Source organism: Methanothermus sociabilis (assembly GCF_055392295.1).
In genome coordinates, this window is record NZ_AP042467.1 from 254,173 (window position 1) to 275,718 (window position 21,546).

At 31.5% G+C, this 21,546-nt stretch carries 24 protein-coding genes; 11 read left to right on the plus strand and 13 right to left on the minus strand.

Annotated features, from left to right (window positions below):
- Positions 1-58: 58 nt before the first annotated feature.
- The 6 genes from ACZ5LY_RS01365 to ACZ5LY_RS01390 form a co-directional block, all read right to left on the minus strand.
- Positions 59-1,141, minus strand: coding sequence for a methyltransferase (locus ACZ5LY_RS01365; protein ID WP_222831925.1), 1,083 nt, complete (start codon positions 1,139-1,141; stop codon positions 59-61).
- Positions 1,138-1,986 (minus strand): radical SAM protein, encoded by an 849-nt coding sequence (locus ACZ5LY_RS01370; protein WP_013413642.1) that lies wholly within the window; start codon positions 1,984-1,986, stop codon positions 1,138-1,140. The genes ACZ5LY_RS01365 and ACZ5LY_RS01370 overlap by 4 nt, the downstream gene beginning before the upstream one ends.
- Positions 1,961-3,142 carry a tetratricopeptide repeat protein gene (locus tag ACZ5LY_RS01375; protein WP_013413643.1) on the minus strand — a complete coding sequence of 394 codons (1,182 nt, stop codon included), beginning with the start codon at positions 3,140-3,142 and terminating at the stop codon, positions 1,961-1,963. The genes ACZ5LY_RS01370 and ACZ5LY_RS01375 overlap by 26 nt, the downstream gene beginning before the upstream one ends.
- A 277-nt stretch (positions 3,143-3,419) precedes the next feature.
- A complete protein-coding gene (locus tag ACZ5LY_RS01380) occupies positions 3,420-4,007 on the minus strand; it encodes a hypothetical protein (RefSeq protein ID WP_464577718.1) in 588 nt (195 codons plus the stop codon).
- 4 nt (positions 4,008-4,011) lie between these two features.
- On the minus strand, positions 4,012-4,467 hold the full coding sequence (locus ACZ5LY_RS01385; protein ID WP_464577719.1) for a hypothetical protein: 456 nt from the start codon (positions 4,465-4,467) through the stop codon (positions 4,012-4,014).
- Positions 4,468-4,576: 109 nt separating this feature from the next.
- Positions 4,577-5,419: a stage II sporulation protein M gene (locus ACZ5LY_RS01390; RefSeq protein ID WP_464577720.1), complete on the minus strand. Its 843-nt coding sequence runs from the start codon at positions 5,417-5,419 to the stop codon at positions 4,577-4,579.
- Positions 5,420-5,899: 480 nt separating this feature from the next.
- On the opposite strand from ACZ5LY_RS01390, the gene ACZ5LY_RS01395 reads away from it, so the two are divergent.
- Positions 5,900-7,255, plus strand: coding sequence for a right-handed parallel beta-helix repeat-containing protein (locus ACZ5LY_RS01395; RefSeq protein WP_464577721.1), 1,356 nt, complete (start codon positions 5,900-5,902; stop codon positions 7,253-7,255).
- Between the two features lie 69 nt (positions 7,256-7,324).
- Here the strand turns inward: ACZ5LY_RS01395 and ACZ5LY_RS01400 are convergent, their stop codons facing one another.
- Entirely contained in the window at positions 7,325-7,987 is a 663-nt protein-coding gene (locus ACZ5LY_RS01400) for a zinc dependent phospholipase C family protein (protein WP_464577722.1), read from the minus strand.
- A gap of 368 nt (positions 7,988-8,355) precedes the next feature.
- Between ACZ5LY_RS01400 and ACZ5LY_RS01405 the strand changes: the two genes are divergently transcribed.
- The 7 genes from ACZ5LY_RS01405 to purB all read left to right on the plus strand — a co-directional run bounded on the left by ACZ5LY_RS01405 (position 8,356) and on the right by purB (position 15,009).
- Positions 8,356-9,225 (plus strand): 50S ribosomal protein L11 methyltransferase, encoded by an 870-nt coding sequence (locus ACZ5LY_RS01405; protein WP_013413647.1) that lies wholly within the window; start codon positions 8,356-8,358, stop codon positions 9,223-9,225.
- A gap of 329 nt (positions 9,226-9,554) precedes the next feature.
- On the plus strand, positions 9,555-10,829 hold the full coding sequence (locus tag ACZ5LY_RS01410) for a TrpB-like pyridoxal phosphate-dependent enzyme (RefSeq protein WP_464577723.1): 1,275 nt from the start codon (positions 9,555-9,557) through the stop codon (positions 10,827-10,829).
- 65 nt (positions 10,830-10,894) lie between these two features.
- Positions 10,895-12,109: a bifunctional 5,6,7,8-tetrahydromethanopterin hydro-lyase/3-hexulose-6-phosphate synthase gene (locus ACZ5LY_RS01415; RefSeq protein ID WP_464577724.1), complete on the plus strand. Its 1,215-nt coding sequence runs from the start codon at positions 10,895-10,897 to the stop codon at positions 12,107-12,109.
- 39 nt (positions 12,110-12,148) lie between these two features.
- On the plus strand, positions 12,149-12,715 hold the full coding sequence (locus tag ACZ5LY_RS01420; protein ID WP_013413650.1) for a flavodoxin family protein: 567 nt from the start codon (positions 12,149-12,151) through the stop codon (positions 12,713-12,715).
- 8 nt (positions 12,716-12,723) lie between these two features.
- A complete protein-coding gene (locus tag ACZ5LY_RS01425; RefSeq protein WP_013413651.1) occupies positions 12,724-13,497 on the plus strand; it encodes a sugar phosphate isomerase/epimerase family protein in 774 nt (257 codons plus the stop codon).
- Entirely contained in the window at positions 13,481-13,642 is a 162-nt protein-coding gene (locus tag ACZ5LY_RS01430) for a preprotein translocase subunit Sec61beta (RefSeq protein ID WP_013413652.1), read from the plus strand. Before ACZ5LY_RS01425 ends, ACZ5LY_RS01430 begins: the two co-directional genes overlap by 17 nt.
- Before the next feature lie 5 nt (positions 13,643-13,647).
- Entirely contained in the window at positions 13,648-15,009 is a 1,362-nt protein-coding gene (gene purB / locus ACZ5LY_RS01435; protein WP_464577725.1) for an adenylosuccinate lyase, read from the plus strand.
- Here purB and ACZ5LY_RS01440 read toward each other — a convergent pair.
- Genes ACZ5LY_RS01440 through ACZ5LY_RS01465 form a run of 6 tightly spaced genes read right to left on the minus strand, consistent with a single transcriptional unit; the run spans position 14,992 to position 18,571 of the window.
- Positions 14,992-15,885 (minus strand): CPBP family intramembrane glutamic endopeptidase, encoded by an 894-nt coding sequence (locus ACZ5LY_RS01440; protein ID WP_464577726.1) that lies wholly within the window; start codon positions 15,883-15,885, stop codon positions 14,992-14,994. The genes purB and ACZ5LY_RS01440 overlap by 18 nt on opposite strands.
- A 16-nt stretch (positions 15,886-15,901) precedes the next feature.
- Positions 15,902-16,210, minus strand: coding sequence for a TIGR04076 family protein (locus ACZ5LY_RS01445; protein ID WP_013413655.1), 309 nt, complete (start codon positions 16,208-16,210; stop codon positions 15,902-15,904).
- A 40-nt stretch (positions 16,211-16,250) separates the two neighbouring features.
- Positions 16,251-17,471, minus strand: coding sequence for a tripartite tricarboxylate transporter permease (locus tag ACZ5LY_RS01450; RefSeq protein WP_464577727.1), 1,221 nt, complete (start codon positions 17,469-17,471; stop codon positions 16,251-16,253).
- 20 nt (positions 17,472-17,491) lie between these two features.
- Positions 17,492-17,758 (minus strand): elongation factor 1-beta, encoded by a 267-nt coding sequence (locus ACZ5LY_RS01455; protein ID WP_013413657.1) that lies wholly within the window; start codon positions 17,756-17,758, stop codon positions 17,492-17,494.
- Positions 17,759-17,770: 12 nt separating this feature from the next.
- Positions 17,771-17,926, minus strand: coding sequence for a zinc finger domain-containing protein (locus ACZ5LY_RS01460; RefSeq protein ID WP_013413658.1), 156 nt, complete (start codon positions 17,924-17,926; stop codon positions 17,771-17,773).
- Positions 17,927-18,571 carry an amino acid kinase family protein gene (locus ACZ5LY_RS01465; protein ID WP_013413659.1) on the minus strand — a complete coding sequence of 215 codons (645 nt, stop codon included), beginning with the start codon at positions 18,569-18,571 and terminating at the stop codon, positions 17,927-17,929. It lies immediately after the preceding gene.
- A 232-nt stretch (positions 18,572-18,803) separates the two neighbouring features.
- Between ACZ5LY_RS01465 and hacA the strand changes: the two genes are divergently transcribed.
- Genes hacA through ACZ5LY_RS01480 form a run of 3 tightly spaced genes read left to right on the plus strand, consistent with a single transcriptional unit; the run spans position 18,804 to position 21,546 of the window.
- Positions 18,804-20,063, plus strand: a complete 1,260-nt coding sequence (hacA, locus tag ACZ5LY_RS01470) for a homoaconitase large subunit (protein WP_464577728.1) — start codon at positions 18,804-18,806, stop codon at positions 20,061-20,063.
- Positions 20,064-20,067: 4 nt separating this feature from the next.
- Entirely contained in the window at positions 20,068-20,550 is a 483-nt protein-coding gene (locus tag ACZ5LY_RS01475; protein ID WP_013413661.1) for a 3-isopropylmalate dehydratase small subunit, read from the plus strand.
- 21 nt (positions 20,551-20,571) lie between these two features.
- The gene (locus ACZ5LY_RS01480; protein ID WP_464577729.1) at positions 20,572-21,546 is read left to right on the plus strand and encodes an isocitrate/isopropylmalate family dehydrogenase; all 975 of its coding nucleotides are present in this window, start codon (positions 20,572-20,574) and stop codon (positions 21,544-21,546) included.

Below are 21,546 nucleotides of genomic sequence, written 5' to 3' on the forward strand. Positions count from 1 at the left end.
CTGGACAAAATTAAAAATTGGATTAAAAAAGTAAATAACATTAATAATTAATTTTGACCTAATTAGGCTGCTTCTTACAGATTATAATTTTTGAATCAAGAACATCTCCAAATTTATAAAGAGGTAGCCTACTGAATTTTTTGCTTTCAACTATATCAACAATAGAAAAGTATTTTTTTAGCAATTCTAAATAATCTTCGTAATAAAGGTCCCCTTCAAAACTATAAATCTTATCTTTCTTTTTTACACCTTCAAATTTCGTAAGATTCCATTCAAGATCCAGAAGTGGATCTTTAGAACCTTCACCTTTCTTGTAAAACGCATGTTTAGTTATGAAAATTCCTCCATCATTTAAAGCTTTGTGAATTTTTGGAACCAGTTTTGGGTTTTTTCCGCCTGGATTATATGAGAAAAATATAATATCATACCCACTACCTATATCATCTACAAAAAAGTTACCTTCAATTACCTTTACCCTATCTGCATTAAAAGTTTCAAGATACTTACGTGTATCTTTGATAACATTTGGAAAATCAAAAACATAAGCCTTTAAATTAGGGTTTAGTGTTGTAAATGCGATAGAATAAAGTCCATGACCACCTCCAAGATCTAATAATTTTCGAGCTTTCTGAAACTCTGGAAGCCTAGCAACTATATTTACAGTATCTTGAAGTTCGCCTGTAAGTATCTCTGCCGCAAGCGCATGAATAAGATTATCCTCAAAAAAATCTTCTTCATCAATATGTAACGGTCCACTCTTCATAATAGAAGGTAATCTTTCCCAAATTTTAAAACCATTATATAAGTTTTTGATAACTTCTATTTGAGAATAGTCAGAATCTGTTTTTAGGAAAAGTTCAGCAATTTTTGTGTTTTTATATTTATCCTTTTTTTTGTTCAATAATCCTATGTTTGAAAGTACTTCACATAAGATATGAGTTAAACGAGGATGTGTTCCTATCTTATCTGATAAATCTTTTGGTTTTTTAAACTCTTCAAGGTTATCAAAAAGATTGAGACTTGTTGCTGTGTATAATACACAGAAAAGTTTATAATACTTAGAAGATGATCCTAAGATATCATATAACTTTTTGACATCTGTAATTTTAGGTTTTTTAAGGAGAATATTCTTTTTAGTCACCAATAACACCTCTTGCATATACTAGGTTGTATTTTTCCAGTAGTTATAGCATAATACAGTGGTGAAGAAAGGATATCTTCAATGTTATTTCGTAAAATATTACCTATTGAATATTCCGGAAGAAAACAACAAGGAGTGACATCACCATCTACAGTAACAAAAATACTTTTTCTCATTACCTTACACGGATAAAAATGCTTTGTAGGTAAATATATTTTTATTTTTAATTTTTTTGCGTTTTTTATTAATTTATTAAATAAGATTGATTCTTTCTCTAATGGAATATACTCAATAGATGGGTTGTGAAGATTAAAGAGACGATGAAAAATAATTGCATCAACTCCTATTTTTTTGCCAAGATAGATAAACTTTGGAAGATCATGAAAATTAGTTTTTAAAATTGTAACGTCTAAATATGTTTTAATGTTTTCTCTTTTTTTGATGAATTCCTTTATAATTGGTGCTAAAATATTTAAAACATTGATATCATATACACCAATAGCAATTTCATCTAGGCCACTTGACAATAATTTATCCATTTGTTCATTTAAATAGAACCCATTAGTTGTGAGACTGACACAAAAACCAATATTTTTTGCGTGTTTAATCATTTTAGAAAGTTCAGGATTAAGTAAAGGTTCACCCCAACCATGCAATGCAACATAAGAAAAAATATTTGATGCCATGGCCTTGTCACAGATTTTAGAGAACTCATGGAAAGACATCAATTGATTCTGAGATTCACTGATATAAGGCCTCAAACAAATGGGACAATTTCTGTTACATAACCTGCTGATTTCTATTTGTAATGTCATATTATTAGCTAAAGTTGGAGGATAATTCATTAAGTTCCCTCAATGTAAATTCCAATTCCTGATATTCTGCAATAGTTTTTGCTTTATCAAAAACTTTTCTAGCCTTTTGTTTATTTCCAAGTAACATATAAGTAAGAGCTAAGTTTTTTAGACTCTCTGTTTTATAATGTGTATGAGCATGAGGATAATACTCTGGAGCTAATTTAGCTGCAGATTTAAAGTCATCCACAGCATTATCATATAAACCTAAATTCATATAAGCCAGCCCGCGCGTGTTATACACTGTATATTTAGGCTTCATTTGATGCGGATGCTTCAACAGTTCTGCAGATTTTTCAATACATTTTTTAAAATTGTTTGTGGCTTTTTCAGAATTTCCTTTTTTTCTATATGCTTCCCCTAATAATAACAATAAATCAGGGTCTTGAAATGGAGCAATATCTAATGCTCTGTGTAAATCATCAATAGCCTTGTCATAATCATGTAAAAGTATATGACATTTTCCACGAGTTTGTAATGCTCTATAGTCCCATGGTGCCTGATATTCTTTAGACATTACAGCATTTACTGCCTTATCAGACATTTTAATAGCTTTTTTTAACATTCCAGCTTGAAGATAAGCAGTTGCAAGATGCATTTTTGTCTGCCAAAGTTCATAATATTTTAATGATTTTTCGTAATCCTGTATACATCGAGATTTAAGAGTACGGTGGTAAGCTCTTCCCCTAGAAAAGTAAATTGATGCCAACGCCTCTTTCCCATTTTTTTCTTTGATTTCATCTTCATGTAAAAGTGATTTATTGTAATATTCTATAGCATCATCAAATAAACCATATCTGTCATGTGCGTTTCCCATGCCAGAATATGCAATATAAAATTGATTATTTAAAGTTAAAGACTTTTTAAAATCTGTTAATGATTTTAAAAACATGTTTTCTTGTTCATTGGTAAAAGGCCTAAAATAAAAATGTATAAACTGTAGTAAAGTGATCCCACGCATGTAATAAAATTCTGGAACATAAGGATTATCTTTTATTGCCTTGTTAAACGCTTTTAAAGCCATTTTAAGTTTAGAAACTCCCTCAGGATCAAATCTATCTTTTCCAACATTGTAAAGTGAAATTCCTTTGTTATAATAATCTTCACCTTCCAATTTTTGAGTACTCACACTGATAGGTACACACATAAGATGCTCACCACCACTTAAATTTTATTACCACTTAAATTTTATTAATGGATTTACATTATTTAATACACATATTTATATTTTTTTAAGATAATTTAAAGTAATTTAGAATTGGCAAAAAATTTGAGAATTTTGTGAATTTACACAAAAATTTGTATGTGGATTCTCATGCCAAATAGAAAATTAACCAAATAGCTTCTCTATATTAACTAAACATTAAAATCATTGGAATATACTTTATGTATGTAATGCTACAAATCTTTCTGATACTATACCATCACCTATGAGGTATTTTACCTAGTTTTCGTAAAATAAAGTAAAGGATAAATCCTATGATTGCTATCTCAGTTCCTACAAGACAAATATTCTCCAACCATGCTTGCTTTGTTAATTCGCCTATGTCTCCTAAAAATATAAATGAAAGCATAAAGAATACCAAAGGCATTGTAAATCTCTGCACAAAATACTTAAAGCTTCCTCTTTCAGCACCTTTAAAAATCTTTGATCCATACTTTCCCCAATATAAAGATAAAAATGCAAAGAAAATACCTGTTAGTGCAGAAGTTACACAAACTCCTAGCAGAATTACAAACATATGTGTTTTTGCCCAAAGTAACAAATTAGGTTTAAACTCAGCTATTATTGGCACTAACAATAAAATAAATAATATAGACACTAACATCGAAGCATTAGCTTTTGTAAGTTTACCTTGTTTCCACCAAATAAAGAGAGCTATCCCTATAATTAGCAAGAGAAATATATGTCCTACTACATTGAAGCTAGCTATCATTAACAATACTGCAAAAATAAAGAGTATGCATCCTAATATCCCACAAATGGCTTTTACAAATCTTTCTGATACCATACCATCACCTATGAGGCATTTTGTCTCGTTTTTCGTAAATAGGGTAAAGGATAAACCCTATGAGTATTATAGCACCAAGTATATTACTTCCTACATCACCTATATTCACCAACCATGCTTGCTTTGTTAATTCGCCTATGTCTCCTAAAAATCTAAATGAAATCCCAAAGAATACCAAAGGCATTATAAATCTACTAAAATAATACACAAAGCTTCCTCTTTCTCTTTCAGCACCTTTAAAAATCTTTGATCCATACTTTCCCCAATATAAAGACGCATGGTAGATACTTAGTGCGGCAGAACTTATACAACCTCCTAGCAGAATTACAAACATATGTGTTTTTGCCCAGGGCAGCAAATTAGGTCTGGATTTAACTATCCAATCTAATACTATGAAAAAAGTAAAGAATATGCCTAATATACAATAGGCCGCCTTTAATAATTTTAATCTTGATACCATTGACATCACCTATCAATAATATATCTAGTTCAGGTATTCTTAATCTTCTTTTTTGGAGTCATCCCAACATTATTTGATGACACAAACCTGAACAATGAAAGAGAATCACTCATGGAAATATTTGATGCGCCCACCATGGTGTCCACCAGGTTTCAAGGATAGCAGCCACAAAGAAGAGAACAATACTAATTTTAAGTAATCTCAACCCCCATTTAAAGGCCTCTTTAACCTCACCAAAATTTCCACGGATCCTACGAGTCCTCAAAACATCTATTATGGCTTTAAACATATAACGACTTACATTTGCACCTGCAATGATAGATAAAAACTGTGCTGGAAATTCTAAGTAGGCATGGAGTGATCCTAGCACAAGTAATGCTCCTTTCCAATGCCATGCACGAATAGGACTTACATAGTAATCTGCAATTAGTAATCCTCCACATGCCAACCTTACAAATGGTATAATTATTGTAAAACCTCCTATGAATTTTAATATGGCACAAATAGCATTGTGTAGGAATATGGATAAAAAATTGTTTAAAGGACCTGCATTAATACCTGTATCATAACCAAAACCTAAAAATTTTATGGTTTTAACACTAGTTTCATTGCTATAGCCCCAAACACAATTTATAGGATGCTTAAGAGGTTTTAATATGTTTACAGGCACCTTAAATACAGTTATTGCGCCGGCTATCATATATATTAATGCAATAGATGCTAAAGACATGTAAAACAATTTATTGTTTTTCTCAAATGCAGAATAGAGTGAAAGATATATGAATAAAGATGCCAAAAAAGCAATAACATTAAATCTACCAAGTATAATATATAAATTTCCAAGATAATTAAAGTGGCAACCATAGTAAAAACCTTTAATAATACTAACAGCAATGATAATTCCAATTGCTATACATCTTTTCGACTTAAGACTGGAAATCCATTGCAGCATATATTCCACCTAATTGTCTTTAAAAAGAAATTAAAGTTGTTAAATCAGGTGGTTTTCTGCTGAAACACAACTCAGGAATACTAAAAAACCAAGGGTTAGTAATATTGGGAAGAGAATTTTCCTTTTCGGAATCATCTATCCACACCCTCTCAACTATGTATCATCCAATAGTAATACAAAAATAGCTTATAAAGATTACTTCTTGCATAATGATGTACATGTGTATGTCGTTAAATATAGATTTAGCGACATATATGATTTCTAACCTCTACTTAGATGCGATGGGAAAATGCCTTAACTCATGATTAGAAAACGGTGGTTCGTTTAAATACATAGATTGTGGTGGATATTTTTTGATAACTTAGGGACAGCTTTATTCATGTTATTTTAGCATTGCATTGACAAAGTATATACCTTAATACATAACATAGTCATCCATATTTCATAAATTTTAAGATATAAACACAGGAGGGTGCCTAAATGAAGTCTAAAGCTGTATTAATCCTCTCAACATTGCTAGTTCTGTTGGCAATTTCTCAAGCATATGGAGTTAAAGAAGTTTATTCAGAGTATGGTACTCTTAAAGATGTAATAGAAAACGCTAATCCTGGAGAAACAATATTTCTGCATAATGGGACATATTATGTTTCAGGAATTGTGGTAGACAAGCCTCTAACTATTGTAGGTGAAGATAGGGATGGAGTTGTAATTGATGCTCAAAGAGAAGGTCCTATATTCTACATTGATGCCTATACAGATGTAAAGTTAATAAATTTAACATTGATCAATGGAAATGGAGCAGAAGGTGGTGCAATAAACAATAATGGACAGTTAGAGGTTGAAAACTGTGCTTTTGTGGATAATTATGCTAGCGAAAATGGCGGTGCCATTTTTAACAGTGGTACTTTAACAATAAATGGCTGCAGATTTGAAAATAACTATGTTGGATGTAATGATGGTGAATCAGGCGGTGCTATCTACAATTCTCATGAAGGTCAGGTTACAATAAATAACAGTGTATTTGTAGATAACAGCGCTGATTTTGGGGGAGCCATAGATAATGAAGGTTATTTAACAATCGAAAATTGTGTATTTGAAAACAACACCGCTGGTGCAAGTGGCGGTGCTATCCATAATGGCGGTGAGTTGAGAATAATGCATTCTACATTTACTAGTAACATTGCTAAAGAGGATGGGGTTGGCGGTGCCATTTCTAATGATGGTAATCGACTAATAATAGACAATTGCATATTTGATAGCAATGTTGCTACTTATGGTGGTGCCATAAGCACTTCAAACAACTTAAAAGTTACAAATTCTATATTTATGTACAATTATGCTGGAATGGATGGAGGAGCCATTGGTGTTGATCCAAGGGTAGAAGATGAAGCCATTATCCTTGTAGATAACTCTAATATCTTCATTGACAATCTCCCAAATGACTCCAACATTCCTCTCAATAATACTCTAAATTACAGTATAACCTTAACAAACACTGGAAAATCAACAATAACCATAAAATGTTACATCTCAATCTACACAAATTCAGTTAATGGAAAGAAAGTTGGCTATAAGGAAGTAACAATAACTCTAAAGCCAAAAGAAACAAAGAGAATATATCTTGGTAAATATCCAGCAGGACATATAGTATCTGGGACAATTGTTGTCAAAAATCCATCAAAGAAAAGAATTCAATTAAATCTACAGGTGAAATATGAAATTGAAGGATTCAATCCGGAAATAAGGAAAATAAGCAACTACATAGCTCCAAGAAAGGAATTTAAATACAATGTGAAATACAGAGTGAATGAATATGGGTCCATAGAGGTTAGCTAATATTATAGAGTTTCTCCACGCGAAATAACTCTCCTTAATTTAAAGAAAAAAAGGAAAACAGAAACAAAGTTAAATCAGGCTATATTTAAGGCTACAACTGTCTACGGCTGCAACATATCTCAGCTGCTTCTTTTGTTTTTTTGTTTCTTTTAAACTATTAAGCACTGCAGAATATGCAACTGATGCAGCCTTATCAAAATGCTTCTCCACTATACTAGGATCTCTAGTCTTTAACCACTTATACCAATCATTCTTTTCATTTTTCGCTGATGACATCAAAGTATAGAGATCTCCTGGAATATACTTGATCTGTGGTGTATAACCAATAACTTGAGACTCATACATCTCATGATCTTTTTTTGACTCTTTAGCTATATTATGTGGAGCACAGAAAGAATCAGATATATAGTGAGTTGCAACTCCAAAGCAATAACTTGCATACTTGTAATTTCCTTTCTTCCAAGCATCTTTACCTTTATTAAGCCATTTCTTAGCTTCATAATAAGCTGGAGGGAAATGGTGTTTTTTAAAGTCCTTAAATTTTAAGTCAGGGGCTGTTGAACCCTCCTTCATAGCTTCGAGGTCAATTTTGCTTTGATATTCAGAAGGTAGGTTATTGTAGATTAATTCAACTATATAGCGATGAGATTCTTCTTTCCATCCATAGCTAAAGCTAAATGTAAATGGCAAAGACAGAACTAAAGCTAATAGGAAGTATTTCTTGATGTTCAAGAAACACCCTCCTATTAGTAAATAACTCCAATATACAAATTAAAGAAATATAAATTTTTGGGTTGGATAGAAAGCTGCCTGTAATCTGTATTAGCTGCGTTAGTTATTTTATTTGGCTTGTTTTTTGTGGCAAAATATTGCTTGTGGCTGCTATCCTTGAAACTTGATAGACGCTATGGTAGTACAAACAAATATTTCCATGAGAGATTGACTCTATAATTATATTTTCTCAAAATTTTATTTGTGGTAATTAAAGTGTGAAAAATGAGTGAACATAATTTAACCTTAAAAGATATGAAATTAGAAAATTTTCACTACTTGTTTATCATCAAGAAAGAATATAAGCTACGGGTATCATAAAATAACATATGTTCAGATGTAGAGAAATTCTTAATAAAAAAATATTTAAGAATTGTGAAGATTGTCCTGATTTTATATTAAATAAATTGATACCTTTGAATAAACAGGTTGACATAAACAAAATTTCAGATTCCTGGAAAAGGTGTTCATGCGGCAAAAGACCTTTAGATGCTGTCATGGCACATATATTAAAAATAATGATAGATGAAAAAGATCTAAATAAAAATGCGTGCCTCAGAGATGTTGGATCACCATTATTAACACCCATGTATTATTTTGAGCATTATCCTTATTTACCAAAAGAATCTTTAGTTTTATTATCACCTCATATTTCAAAAGAAACAGCTGAAAGGATTGTCAATGAAGTTTCTGAAGTTAAAGGAGTAATTAAGGGCAATATCTCAGAACTAGGAAATTATAGATTGTTGTCAGGATCAGATGCAAGATGTGACATTGTTGAAACTCCTGTGGGATGTATTTCATTATTTAAAAAACAAAGTCAAATTCATATTGAATTACCAAAAAAACATGACCCTAAAATAGTCACACTATATAATCACATGAAAAATTTATCTGATTTTACAGTATTAGATGCGACATGTGGGGTTGGTACTCTTGGAATTTTTTCATTGAAGATGGGTGCTAGAAGAGTTATATTTAATGATATTTGGCCACCTGCTACATATATGACATTGAAAAATTTAGAAATAAATGGATTTAAAAATGGTTTTGAAATATATAATTTAGATGTGCTTAAACTAATCCAAATACTTAAAGAAAATTTTGATTTATGTATTTTAGATCTTTTTCCTGGGATGGATCCAAAAAAATTCATTTACAAAATGAAGAATTGTTGTAAAGAAATTATAGTATTGTAAATAAAATTTAAAAGATGATGAACCTGCGAAGGGTCTGACTTAAAATGATGAGAGTGCGGTTGTCTGAATAACTTATGATGAAAACGCCAGCGTCTGATTTTAATTAATTTTTTATATTTTTTATCAATTTTTAATAACTAGAAAAGTCTTTATATTTTGTAGAGACTACTAACTATTGGGCTTCTTTGGATTTTTAAATATGTAAAAATAAGTATTTGTACTGTGGCATAAAAATGATGAAAAAGCCCAAATCTGATTGATGATGAACGAAGGGACTTTCTGATTTGATTGGTAAGTTAATAAATTTTTACTCAATTGACGGTGATTATATGTATAAAGTATTGTTAGATGAAAAAGAATTACCAAAAAAGTGGTATAATATTACGCCAGACCTTCCTAAACAACTGTCACCACCAAAAGGAGATAGAGTAAAGGATTTACCAAAGATTTTTTCTAAGCATGTATTAAAACAAGAAACATCTACCAAAAGATGGATAAAAATTCCTAAGAAAATTAGAGAAATTTATAGAGAGATTGGGAGGCCAACTCCTTTATTTAGAGCCCGTAATTTAGAAAAAATGCTAAACACGCCCGCAAAAATATATTATAAAAGGGAAGATCTTTCTCCGACCGGTAGTCATAAATTAAACACTGCAATAGCTCAAGCATATTATGCAAAAAAAGACGGGGCAGAATATTTAACAACTGAAACTGGGGCAGGACAGTGGGGCTCAGCACTTTCCCTTGCATGTTCCCTTATGGATATTGGATGTAAAGTTTTTATGGTACGGGTTTCTTACCACCAAAAACCATTAAGAAAAATATTGATGCAGATTTATGGCGCTGAAGTTTTCCCTTCACCTAGTAAGAAAACTGAATTTGGTAGGAAAATGTTAAAAAAAGATCCTAAACATCCTGGATCATTAGGAATTGCAATTTCAGAGGCAATTGAAGTTGCATTGAAAAATGACAATGTATATTATTCTCTTGGAAGTGTATTAAATCATGTGCTTCTCCATCAAACAATAATCGGATTAGAATTGAAAAAACAATTGGAAAAAATAGATGAAAAACCAGATATTATTGTGGGATGTGCTGGCGGAGGTAGTAATTTTTCAGGTGCAATTTTTCCTTTTGTAAAGGAAAAATTAAATGAAAGGTTAGATTGTAAATTTATAGCTGTTGAACCAACAGCATGCCCCACTTTAACTCAAGGAGAATATCGTTATGATTATGGTGATACTGCTGGCATGACTCCTCTAATTAAAATGTATACATTAGGACATGATTTTGTACCACCTCCTGTACATGCAGGAGGTCTTAGGTATCATGGAATGGCACCACAATTATCTTTACTTGTAAAAGAAAAAATAGTGGAAGCTAGGGCTGTAAAACAGAAAGATATTTTTAAAAGTGGAATATTATTTTCTAAAGCAGAAGGGATTGTACCAGCGCCTGAAACTTGTCATGCAATAAAGGTAGCAATTGATGAAGCAAAAAAATGCAAAAAAAGTGGTGAAGAAAAAACAATCGTTATAAACTTTTCAGGCCACGGATTATTAGATTTAAAAGGATATGAAAAATATTTAAGCACAGAAGAATAAACAATGTCAATTATCATCATAATTAATTGAGTTTTTAGCAAAAAAGGGGTGGAATGAGGGATAAAATGTATAGAATAGGGGAAGCATTAATTGGAAAAGGAAACGAAGTTGCTCACATCGAACTAATTATCGGAAAAAAGGATGGAAAAGTAGGCGATGCATTTGTAAAAGGATTTACAAATGCATCTATTGGTCATGTTCCTTTATTATCAGTAATACGTCCAAATTTGATGACAAAACCCGCAACTTTAATAATACCTAAAGTTACTATTAGGGACATGGATGACGCAAATAAAATTTTTGGACCAGCACAAATGGCCGTAGGCAGGGCCATTGCAGATGCAGTAGAAGAAGGTATAATACCTAAAGAAAAAGTTGAAGAATTGGTTGTAATTGTAAGTGTTTTTGTTCATCCAGATGCAAAGGATTATAGGAAAATCTACCAATATAATTATGGAGCAACCAAATTAGCATTGAGAAGAGCAATAGAAGGTTACCCACCAATTGATAAGATATTATCAGAAAAAGATAGGAGTGTACATCCTATAATGGGCTTTAAAGTACCAAAACTTTGGAATCCTCCATATATACAAGTCGCATTGGATATGGATGATTTAAATGAAATGAAAAGAGTAATAAACGAATTACCTAAAAGAGAAAGATTAATATTGGAAGCAGGTACGCCATTAATTAAAAAATATGGTGTGCATGTAGTTAATGAAATAAGAAAATTAAGAAAAGATGCATTTATAGTAGCAGATCTTAAAACTTTGGATGTTGGAAGATTGGAAGTTAAAATGGCATCTGATGAGACAGCTGATGCAGTAGCAATTTCAGGTCTTGCAAGCATTGAATCAATTGAAAAAGCAATACATGAAACACAGAGACAGGGAGTATACTCAATATTGGACATGATGAATGTAAGTGATATTGAAGGCAAACTCAAAAAATTAAGATATAAACCAGATATAGTATTGCTACATAGAAGTGTAGATGTTGAAACTGTAAAAGCTGAACGTGGTGAAAAGATAGGTGAAGTTACAGAATGGGGTAATATAAAAAGAATAAAATCTATAACAAATGCATTAGTTGCGGTAGCTGGTGGCATAACACCAGATAATGTTCAAAAAGCAATTAAAAGTGGAGCTGATATAATCGTAGTTGGCAGGTATATCACTGGCTCTAAGGATGTAAGAAGAGCTTCACAAGAATTTCTTGATCAATTACCCCCAGATCCAGACACTATGAGATTACCTCTTGATGAAGATGAGTCTATATGATTTATTATATTTTTATTTTTAGGATTTGGAGGAATAGAATTGATACTCGGAATATGTGGTAGTCCAAGAAAACAGGCAACAGAATATGTATTAAAAAAAGCTTTGGAAATTGTAGAAAGAAGTCATGAAGTTAAATTCTTTACAGTGAGGGGAAAAACTATAAATCCATGTAGACATTGTGACTATTGCATAAAAAATAAGAAATGTATTATAGAAGATGACATGAAGTTTATTTATGAAACTTTGCCAAAAGCATCAGGAATTATTATGGCTACACCTGTATACAATGGAGGAGTTAGTGCCCAATTAAAAGCCATCATGGACAGATGTAGAGCTTTGGGAGCTCAAAATTTTAATTTTTTAGAAAATAAAGTTGGCATGGGGATTGCAGTGGGAGGAGATAGATCTGGAGGGCAAGAGTTAGCTCTCCTTCAAATTCACACTTTCTTTATTTTAAATGGAGCAATCCCTGTTAGTGGAGGTGCATTTGGAGCTAATCTTGGCGCATGTTTTTGGTCAAAGGATTCATTAAATGGTGTTAAAAAAGATAAAGAAGGCTTTAGAACTTTGAAAAAAACGCTTAAGAGATTTCTTTCAAAGGTGTGACTTTCACCATGAAATTAGGTTTTTCAACTCTTGCTCTTATTCCAAAACCTCTAAATCAAATTTTAAAAATTTTCTCAAAATCAAAATTTGAATTGCTTGAATTGTTATGTGACGGACCTTATTGGCCAAGAAATCTTCTTAAAAAAATTGATGAAATCATAGAAATTTTTTCATCCTATGACCTCAAGTTGTATGTCCATGCACCTACTGTGGATTTAAATATTGCAAGTTTAAATGAAGGTATTAGAAATGAAAGTAAAGTCCAAATAAAAGAATCAATACAACTTGCGGCAGAATTGGATGCAAAAGCTGTAACAATACATCCTGGCTACGTGAAGAGACCTGATAAACACTTAAGAGATCTTGCTGTTAAATATTCTAAAAATTCAATCCATGAATGTCAGGAATATGCTGAAGAAATAGGTATGAAACTTTGTATAGAAAACATGCCAAATCGCAATATATATCTTTGTAAAAATGTTAACGAGTATTTGGAGTTTATTGAGGAATGTAATTCTTGTGCCACTATAGATATTGGACATGCAAATACTTCAGGACAATTAAAAGAATTTATGAAAATTAAGGCATGTTATCACCATATAAATGATAATGATGGTAAGAAAGATCAGCATCTTCCACTTGGTGAAGGCAATATTGATTTAAAATATTTAAAATTTATTAAAAATGGTATAATCGAAGTTAACGATTATAAAAAAGTTTTAAAATGTAAAGAAGTCATTCAAAAATTTTTAAGAGGTGAAATAAATGGGAAAAAAAGATAAAAAGCGCCTCCCTCCTACTGGAGCTGGTTTAGTTAGATATTATGAAGAAGAAGAAAAAATGGGGCCAGCACTCACACCTGAGCATGTAGTTGTTATTACAATATTGCTTGCAATCTTTTGCATAGTACTTAGATTTTCAGGGTGAAATTAATGCCGATACATCCTATAGAATTCCGGTATGGAACAAAAGAAATGAAAAAAATTTGGGAAGCTGAAAATAAATTGGATAAGATGCTTAAAGTTGAAGCAGCATTAGCAGATGCAGAAGCAGAATTAGGTATAATACCAAAAGACGCTGCTAAAGAAATAAAAAGAAAAGCAAACACAAAGTTCGTTAAATTAGAGAGAGTGAAGGAAATAGAGAAAGACACAAAACATGACGTAGTTGCAATGATAAAGGCCTTAGAAGAACAATGTGTTGGGAATGCTGGTGAATACATTCATTTTGGTGCTACCTCAAATGATATTGTGGATACAGCACAATCACTACTTTTTAAAGATAGTATTAAGGTGTTAAGAAAAAGAATAATAAAACTTATAAAACTGCTTTTGGATTTGGCACAAAAAAATAAAAAAAGAGTATGTATTGGACGAACACATGGACAGCATGCTTTGCCAACTACATATGGAATGAAATTTGCATTATGGGCAGATGAGCTGTATAGACACCTCGTACGTTTAAACTCTTGTGAAGATAGATTGTGTGTTGGAATGATAACAGGGGCAGTTGGAACCTTCGCAGCATTAGGTAAAAAAGGATTAGAAGTAAATAAAAGAGTTTCTGAAAAATTAGGATTGAAACCTGTTTTAATATCAAACCAAATTATACAAAGAGATAATCATGCTGAATTCATAATGGTTTTGGCAAATATTGCATCAACACTGGATAAAATAGGCACTGAAATAAGGAATTTACAAAGAACTGAGATATGGGAAGTCTATGAAAAATTTGACATTGAAAAACAAGTTGGAAGTAGTGCAATGCCTCACAAAATGAATCCAATTACTGCAGAAAGAATATGCGGATTATCTAGAGTCATTAGATCATATGTAACCTCTGCATTGGAAAATAATGTTTTATGGCATGAAAGAGACCTCACAAATTCTTCTCCAGAAAGAATAATATTTCCTGAAGCTTGTATACTTACAGATTACATACTTGAATTAACATTCAAAATTTTGAAAGATTTGAAGTTTAACGACAAAAACATAGAAAAGAATCTTAATTTAACAAAAGGATTGATAATGGCCGAAAGAATTGTGTCTAAACTTGTAGAAAATGGCATGGGGCGACAAACTGCATATAAAATTGTCAGAGATTGTGCAATTAAGTCAATTAAAGAAAACTTACCATTTTTCAAAATTGTAGAAGAAAATCCAGAAATTAAGAAATATTTAAGTTCAGAAGAAGTAAAAGAATTAATGGATCCTCACACATACATAGGACTTGCTCCAGAAATTACTGATAAAGTTGTAAAAACCATTAAAGAGAAGTTAAAAGAGTTTATGTAAAGTTGTTGATAGTTTGTTCCAATTTTTTCTGTAAAGGATAAATATCAGTAGGGCAGAGGACAATAGAGAAAATAAAAGTTGAAATAATGGTTCTGGCAATTCTGCACTGATAAATATTGAAGGCAGTGGCATATAATATGAACTGCTTACAATAACTTCTGAAAATAAATTATTTGCTGTATGAATTCCAATGACAGCCTCCAAACCTCCATCAGTTAATGTAATTATGGAAGCTATCAATGCATAAATCAAAGTGTCAATAAATATATCCAAATTTGCAACCAATGATGTTCCATTGCCCCAATGCCCAGTAGCAAATATTATTGAAGTTATAATAACTGGATAAATACGTTTATTTGTGATCAGGTTTATTGCTTGGAGTGCATAACCTCTAAAAAATATCTCTTCAAATCCTGCCTGTATTGGAGTTGTAGCTAAGGAAACAAGAAACAACATTAAAAATTCAGGCATTTTAAAATTTAATTTATATGAATGCGGGTCAAAATATAGGTCGATTAAAAGAAACAATGTAAGTACAAGTGACCATGCGAAAAACCCTGAGAAAAATCTTTTAAATCTAAACTTTGAGTGACTTGTAACAACAGTTTTAAACTTTCTATTATGGAAAATTCGCAAGGAGATATAAAAACTTAATAACAAACAACAATAATAAATGTTGGTTCCCAAAAGGCTAAATACGCCTTCCATACCTGTTCTTGGAGAAACAATATCTAATCCAAGGATTGAAAACAAAATATATATTGGGATGAATAAAAAAGCAGGCAAAAATAATATGAAAAATAATGAAATGAGGTATCTCCACCAATCGTTTTTTCCTTTCTTTGCCAAATCTATGAATTCTGTCAGCTTTGACACCTACATAATTTCAATATTAATCATTTTTCTTTTTTTCAATCCGACGACATTTAAATATTACAGTACCACCATCAGTGTATGGTTCACCAGGGTCTACACATTGCATATACGCATGATCAGGATCATCTTCTTTTGTTAATCCTAATTCAACAGGACACCATTTTTTCTCCAAAATAGTTGTGTAATGTAGAATTGTAGATAAGGCATGTGTGCAAAGAGCATCTGTTTTTTCAAGTACGATCTCTGGATCATCTATAATTATTTTATCTCCTTCTTTGTAGACAGGACATTTACCTATTATTTTATGTACAGTAATTTCAAGCATTGATTACACCTTCATTATTTTTTCATAATTTATTTTAAATTTATAAGTACATTACTATTGCAGGGATTATTAAACATCCCATTAAATAAGATTTGTTTATTTTTAGCGAATGTGGTAGAATCCCCAGAAAAATTGATGTAAAATAACAAAAAGAAACAAGAATTACATTGGCATTTTCAAAATATGATAAAAGATAAACAAAAGAAGTTATAATTACAACAATGAAAATTGTCATTAATTTATAATTTAATTCTGCGATGTTTTCAATCATCCATTCACCGATTTTTATACAGATAAAAAATGAAAGAGAAACTGAGGTAATCCCAACGAAAATAAAAAGTAATATTTTCATTAAATCTATCTCTCCCAAAAATTGTGAAATATAGACTGCAATACCACTGCGTGCATTTCCAATTAAATAAACAGTTAAAAGCGAAAACAAAGAATCTGATACATTTACACTACTTATGGCAGTTATTAAACTTTCATACTCATTTTTATTTTTTCCACAAAATTCTTGTGCAATTACACTTCCCTGTGCAGGTCCAAAACCAGGCAAAAATGCTAAAAATATACTTGCAAAGGTTCCTGAAATTATTCCTCTAATGATGTTACCATTCACTTTAAAATTATGGATTTCGCTTTGATAAGGTATGTATGAATTTTCTTTTAAGCTATAAAGCATCGTACTTACTCCAAAAAGACCTAAAAACATCGTAGTAAGTAAAACATTTGATGAAAATGGTAATTTTAATACTAATATTCCAAAAATTCCTGAAACTAAAAAAATAATTGTAGAAATCAATGTTGATCTGACACTTCTATTTAAAGAAATAAGAAGATAAATTGATGCTAAAATTAAAATAATGCAAATATAAGGTTTCAAAATTTTTTCTAGAATAGGTAGAAGTATGGAAAGAAGTGGAAAAAGAAATGCAAGAATAAGTATGGATGAAAGTCCACCAACAGCCACCAATCTGATAGTTTTCTTCCCATATCCTCCCAAAATCATTTTATGTGCTGGATGTACAACAAGTGCTGTAGATTCCTTTGGAACTCCAAGCAACATTGAAGGAATAAATTCCAATAAAGCATGTGAGACAGATAAAGAAAGAAGAAATACAGATAATACTTCTGGAGAAAAATTTTTAAGAAAATAAGCAGAAAACACAAAAATTAATGCTCCAACATTATTTACATGTAAACCAGGAATTAACCCTGTTATAACACCACATAATACTCCAATAAAACATGCAATCAATAAATCAAAAATTTAATCACCTATTCAACTAATCGCCTGAGGTCTGTTACTTCAACAGTGCTTACATTTTTTATTTTTGATAACTTTTCTTCAACTTTGTCTGTCCCTCCTTTTGCATCATCAACAACAACCATAACATTTAAAGCTACTAACCCAAAGGCTATTGGATCTTCCTTGATATCATGCAATTCTTCCCCTAACTCCTTTTGTATGTTGTTTTTAATTTCATTTAAATCAACATTGGGGTCTGTAGGTGTTAATCTTATGGTAGCTAATACTTTTCCCATTTTTCCACTTCCTTATGGTCCTTCAAACCCACATTTACATCTATATACGTTTCCAAATGTTCTACATTTCTCACATCTTACTATTTCTTCATTACAGAGAGGGCATTCAAATTTTACATATTTTTCTCCAAGTGGTATTTCTCTTTTACATGATATGCATCTAACCATTTAATCACCCCTAATAATTGTACATTTTTTACCTTTACCTTCAAGTATAGAGACTATCCTATCTGGATATTTTCCATTGGCAACATAACAAGTAGTTTTGTATTTAAGAAGTAATTTTGCAAAAGATTTATCAACAGAAGTTTCACCAAAAGACAGCAATTTTTTTGCATTTATCTCCTTAATAAATTTTGCGTCTTTATACAATGAAGGATCTTTTGTATATATACCATCAACATTTGTTGCTATTAAAAGTTTTGAATTTAATAAATGTGAGAAAAACAAGGAAATTGAATCTGAGGTAACACTCCAAGAATGTTCTAATGGATCTAAATAATGTAATATTTTTGATGGAAGAATTATAGGTATTCTTTTATTTTTTAATAATTTCCTAGCGTCTCTTAAATTATCTACGGCCTCTGCTTTATCAACTAAATCCGCTAATAACATTCCAATAATATCCATACATAATATTGCTGCATCATGAGCCGTAGTTTTTGAAAACTTTAATTTTGAATCATATTCACGTATTTTATCTGAAAGTTCGCCTCCACCACATATAACCATTACATCCTTCCCTACTAGAGATTCTAGCAATTTTAATGCATATTTTGGAAATAGACTACCTCCAATTTTTACTAACCACATCTTATCACAATTCTTATCAATGAATATTATAAAAAAATTTCACATTATATACTTTATTATCAAATTTTTGTTCATACAAATTTTACAGTTCTCAAAAAATAAGAAAAATTAAATAACAATATTAAAAATATTTTGGACATTGTTTTCAAGCTTCAGAGAATTTTAGGTAAAAACATTTATTTTATTTAGAAAAAAATTATTCCTAATTCATTTTTTTAAGGAGGATTCAAAAATGAGCATGACAATGGCAGAAAAAATACTTGCTAAAGCATCTGGGAAAGATAAGGTAGAAGCTGGAGAAATTGTAATGGCTAATATAGATGTAGCTATGGTTCATGATATAACAGGTCCTCTAACTGTAGAAAGATTTAAAGAAATAGCTGAAAATGTTTGGGACCCTGAAAAAATTGTGGTTGTGTTTGATCATCAAGTTCCTGCAGAAAGTATAGAATCTGCTGAAAATCACATCATAATGAGAGAATTTGTAAAGGAACAAGGTATAAAACATTTTTACGATGTAGGAGAAGGTATCTGTCATCAAGTTTTACCAGAGAAGGGTCATATAGTGCCTGGAGAAGTTGTAGTTGGTGCAGATTCACACACTTGCACTCATGGCGCATTAGGTGCATTTTCTACTGGTATAGGATCTACAGACATGGCAATGGTTTTTTCAGAAGGAAAATTATGGTTTAAAGTCCCCGAAACACTTAGATTTGAAATCAATGGTTCTCTAGACAAATATGTTACTGCAAAAGATGTTATATTAAAAATAATAGGTGAAGTTGGAGTTGATGGAGCTACATATAAAGCATGTGAATTTTCTGGAGAAGTTGTGAAAAATATGAGTATATCCGAGCGTATGGTATTGTGTAATATGGCAATAGAGATGGGTGGTAAAACAGGACTTGTTGAACCTGATGAAAAAACTTTAAACTATATTAAAAAACGTACAACTAAAAAATTTGAAATTTTTAAAACAGATGTTGATTCTCCATCACTTGAGACAATGGAAATAAATGTTGAAAATTTAGAACCACAAGTTGCTTGTCCGCATAATGTAGACAATGTTAAGCCAGTTTCTGAAGTTGAAGGTGTTGAAATTGATCAAATATTCTTAGGTTCATGTACAAATGGTAGATTAAAAGATTTAAGAGATGCTGCAAAAATAATAAAAGGACATGAAATAGCAGACAATGTAAGAATGCTTGTAATACCTGCATCAAGAGAAATTTATAAAAGAGCTTTAAATGAAGGGCTAATAAAGATATTCTTAGAAGCTGGTGCAGTTGTATGTAATCCTTGTTGTGGACCATGTCTTGGAGGACATATAGGTGTACTAGGACCAAATGAAGTGTGTTTATCCACATCTAATCGTAATTTTAAAGGTCGTCAAGGTAGTACTAAAGCTAAAATATATTTATCATCGGCAGTAGTAGCTGCAGCTTCTGCTATAACTGGAAAAATAACTGATCCTAGAAGCTTAGAAAGGTGAGAGAATGAAAGGCAGGGTTTGGAAATTCGGTGACAATATAGATACAGATCTTATAATTCCTGGACGATATCTGACAATAAGAGATCCAAAAAAATTAGCAAAACATTTGATGGAAGGAATAGATCCTAACTTCCATAAAAAAATTAAGAAAGGAGATTTCATAGTCGCTGGTAAAAATTTTGGATGTGGATCATCAAGAGAACATGCACCACTTGCAATGAAAGGTGCTGGTATTGGTGCTGTAATTGCAGAATCGTTTGCAAGAATATTTTATCGAAATGCTATTAATTTAGGTATTCCAGCTATAGAAGCTCCAAATGTTTCTAAAAAAATTAAAAATAATGAAGTTATAGAAATAGATTTAAAAGAAGGAATCATAAGAAAAGAAAATGGTGAAATTATAAAATTTAAAAAGTTGCCAGAATTCATGTTAAAAATAATTGAGAAAGGTGGCTTAATACAATATTTAAAAGAAAAAAAGAAATGATCGGAAAAGAGGCGTCGAAAGATGAAAATAGCTGTAATTCCGGGTGATGGAATAGGTAAAGAAGTTACAGAAGCTACCATACATATATTAAGTGCTTTAGATCTTCCTTTAACTTACGAATTTGGGGAAGCAGGAGATGAATGTCTTAAAAAAGAAGGTTCTGCATTGCCTGAGGATACATTAAAACTTGCAAAAAAATCTGATGCTGTTTTATTTGGTGCAGTAGGAGAATCAGCTGCTGATGTCATTGTTAAATTAAGAAAAGAACTAGACCTCTTCGCAAATGTAAGACCAGTTAAATGCTATCCTGGAATAGAATGTATTAGGAAAGATATAGACTTAACAATAGTGAGAGAGAATACAGAGTGCCTATATTCTGGAATAGAGAGATATACAGATGAAGGAGCTGAAGCTGTTAGAGTTATAACTAGGAAAGCATGTGAAAGGATTTGTGAGTTTGCATTCAAAATTGCAAATGAAAAAGTTACTGCTGTACATAAAGCAAATGTCCTTAAGAAGACAGATGGGTTGTTTAGGGAAGTATTTTATGAGGTTGCTGAAAGATATCCAGAGATTGAAGCTGAGGATGTTTATGTTGATGCAATGGCCCTCTACCTAATAACAAAACCACAAGATTTTGATGTTTTGGTCACAACAAATCTATATGGGGACATACTTTCTGATGAGGCTGCTGGTTTAGTTGGTGGTCTTGGATTGGCACCATCTGCAAATATAGGTGAAAAAAATTCGCTTTTCGAACCTGTACATGGATCTGCTCCAGATATTGCAGGTAAAGGGATTGCAAATCCAACTGCAATGATCCTATCCTCAGTTATGATGTTGAGGCATCTTGGATTTGAGAGAGAAGGTGATTTGGTTGAGAATGCTTTGATTGAGGTCCTTAGGGAGGGAAAGGTAACTCTTGATCTTGGTGGAAATCTTAAGACTATGGAGATGGCTGAGGAAATAAGAAAATATGTACTGGAGGCTAAATAA

Coding starts and splice junctions, on each gene's coding strand:
- ACZ5LY_RS01370 (WP_013413642.1), bottom strand. CDS start 1,986: ATGAATTATCCTCCAACTTTAGCTAATAATATGACATTACAAATAGAA.
- ACZ5LY_RS01375 (WP_013413643.1), bottom strand. CDS start 3,142: ATGTGTGTACCTATCAGTGTGAGTACTCAAAAATTGGAAGGTGAAGAT.
- ACZ5LY_RS01380 (WP_464577718.1), bottom strand. CDS start 4,007: ATGGTATCAGAAAGATTTGTAAAAGCCATTTGTGGGATATTAGGATGC.
- ACZ5LY_RS01385 (WP_464577719.1), bottom strand. CDS start 4,467: ATGGTATCAAGATTAAAATTATTAAAGGCGGCCTATTGTATATTAGGC.
- ACZ5LY_RS01390 (WP_464577720.1), bottom strand. CDS start 5,419: ATGCTGCAATGGATTTCCAGTCTTAAGTCGAAAAGATGTATAGCAATT.
- ACZ5LY_RS01395 (WP_464577721.1), top strand. CDS start 5,900: ATGAAGTCTAAAGCTGTATTAATCCTCTCAACATTGCTAGTTCTGTTG.
- ACZ5LY_RS01405 (WP_013413647.1), top strand. CDS start 8,356: ATGTTCAGATGTAGAGAAATTCTTAATAAAAAAATATTTAAGAATTGT.
- ACZ5LY_RS01410 (WP_464577723.1), top strand. CDS start 9,555: ATGTATAAAGTATTGTTAGATGAAAAAGAATTACCAAAAAAGTGGTAT.
- ACZ5LY_RS01415 (WP_464577724.1), top strand. CDS start 10,895: ATGTATAGAATAGGGGAAGCATTAATTGGAAAAGGAAACGAAGTTGCT.
- ACZ5LY_RS01425 (WP_013413651.1), top strand. CDS start 12,724: ATGAAATTAGGTTTTTCAACTCTTGCTCTTATTCCAAAACCTCTAAAT.
- ACZ5LY_RS01430 (WP_013413652.1), top strand. CDS start 13,481: ATGGGAAAAAAAGATAAAAAGCGCCTCCCTCCTACTGGAGCTGGTTTA.
- purB (WP_464577725.1), top strand. CDS start 13,648: ATGCCGATACATCCTATAGAATTCCGGTATGGAACAAAAGAAATGAAA.
- ACZ5LY_RS01445 (WP_013413655.1), bottom strand. CDS start 16,210: ATGCTTGAAATTACTGTACATAAAATAATAGGTAAATGTCCTGTCTAC.
- ACZ5LY_RS01455 (WP_013413657.1), bottom strand. CDS start 17,758: ATGGGAAAAGTATTAGCTACCATAAGATTAACACCTACAGACCCCAAT.
- ACZ5LY_RS01460 (WP_013413658.1), bottom strand. CDS start 17,926: ATGGTTAGATGCATATCATGTAAAAGAGAAATACCACTTGGAGAAAAA.
- ACZ5LY_RS01465 (WP_013413659.1), bottom strand. CDS start 18,571: ATGTGGTTAGTAAAAATTGGAGGTAGTCTATTTCCAAAATATGCATTA.
- hacA (WP_464577728.1), top strand. CDS start 18,804: ATGAGCATGACAATGGCAGAAAAAATACTTGCTAAAGCATCTGGGAAA.
- ACZ5LY_RS01475 (WP_013413661.1), top strand. CDS start 20,068: ATGAAAGGCAGGGTTTGGAAATTCGGTGACAATATAGATACAGATCTT.
- ACZ5LY_RS01480 (WP_464577729.1), top strand. CDS start 20,572: ATGAAAATAGCTGTAATTCCGGGTGATGGAATAGGTAAAGAAGTTACA.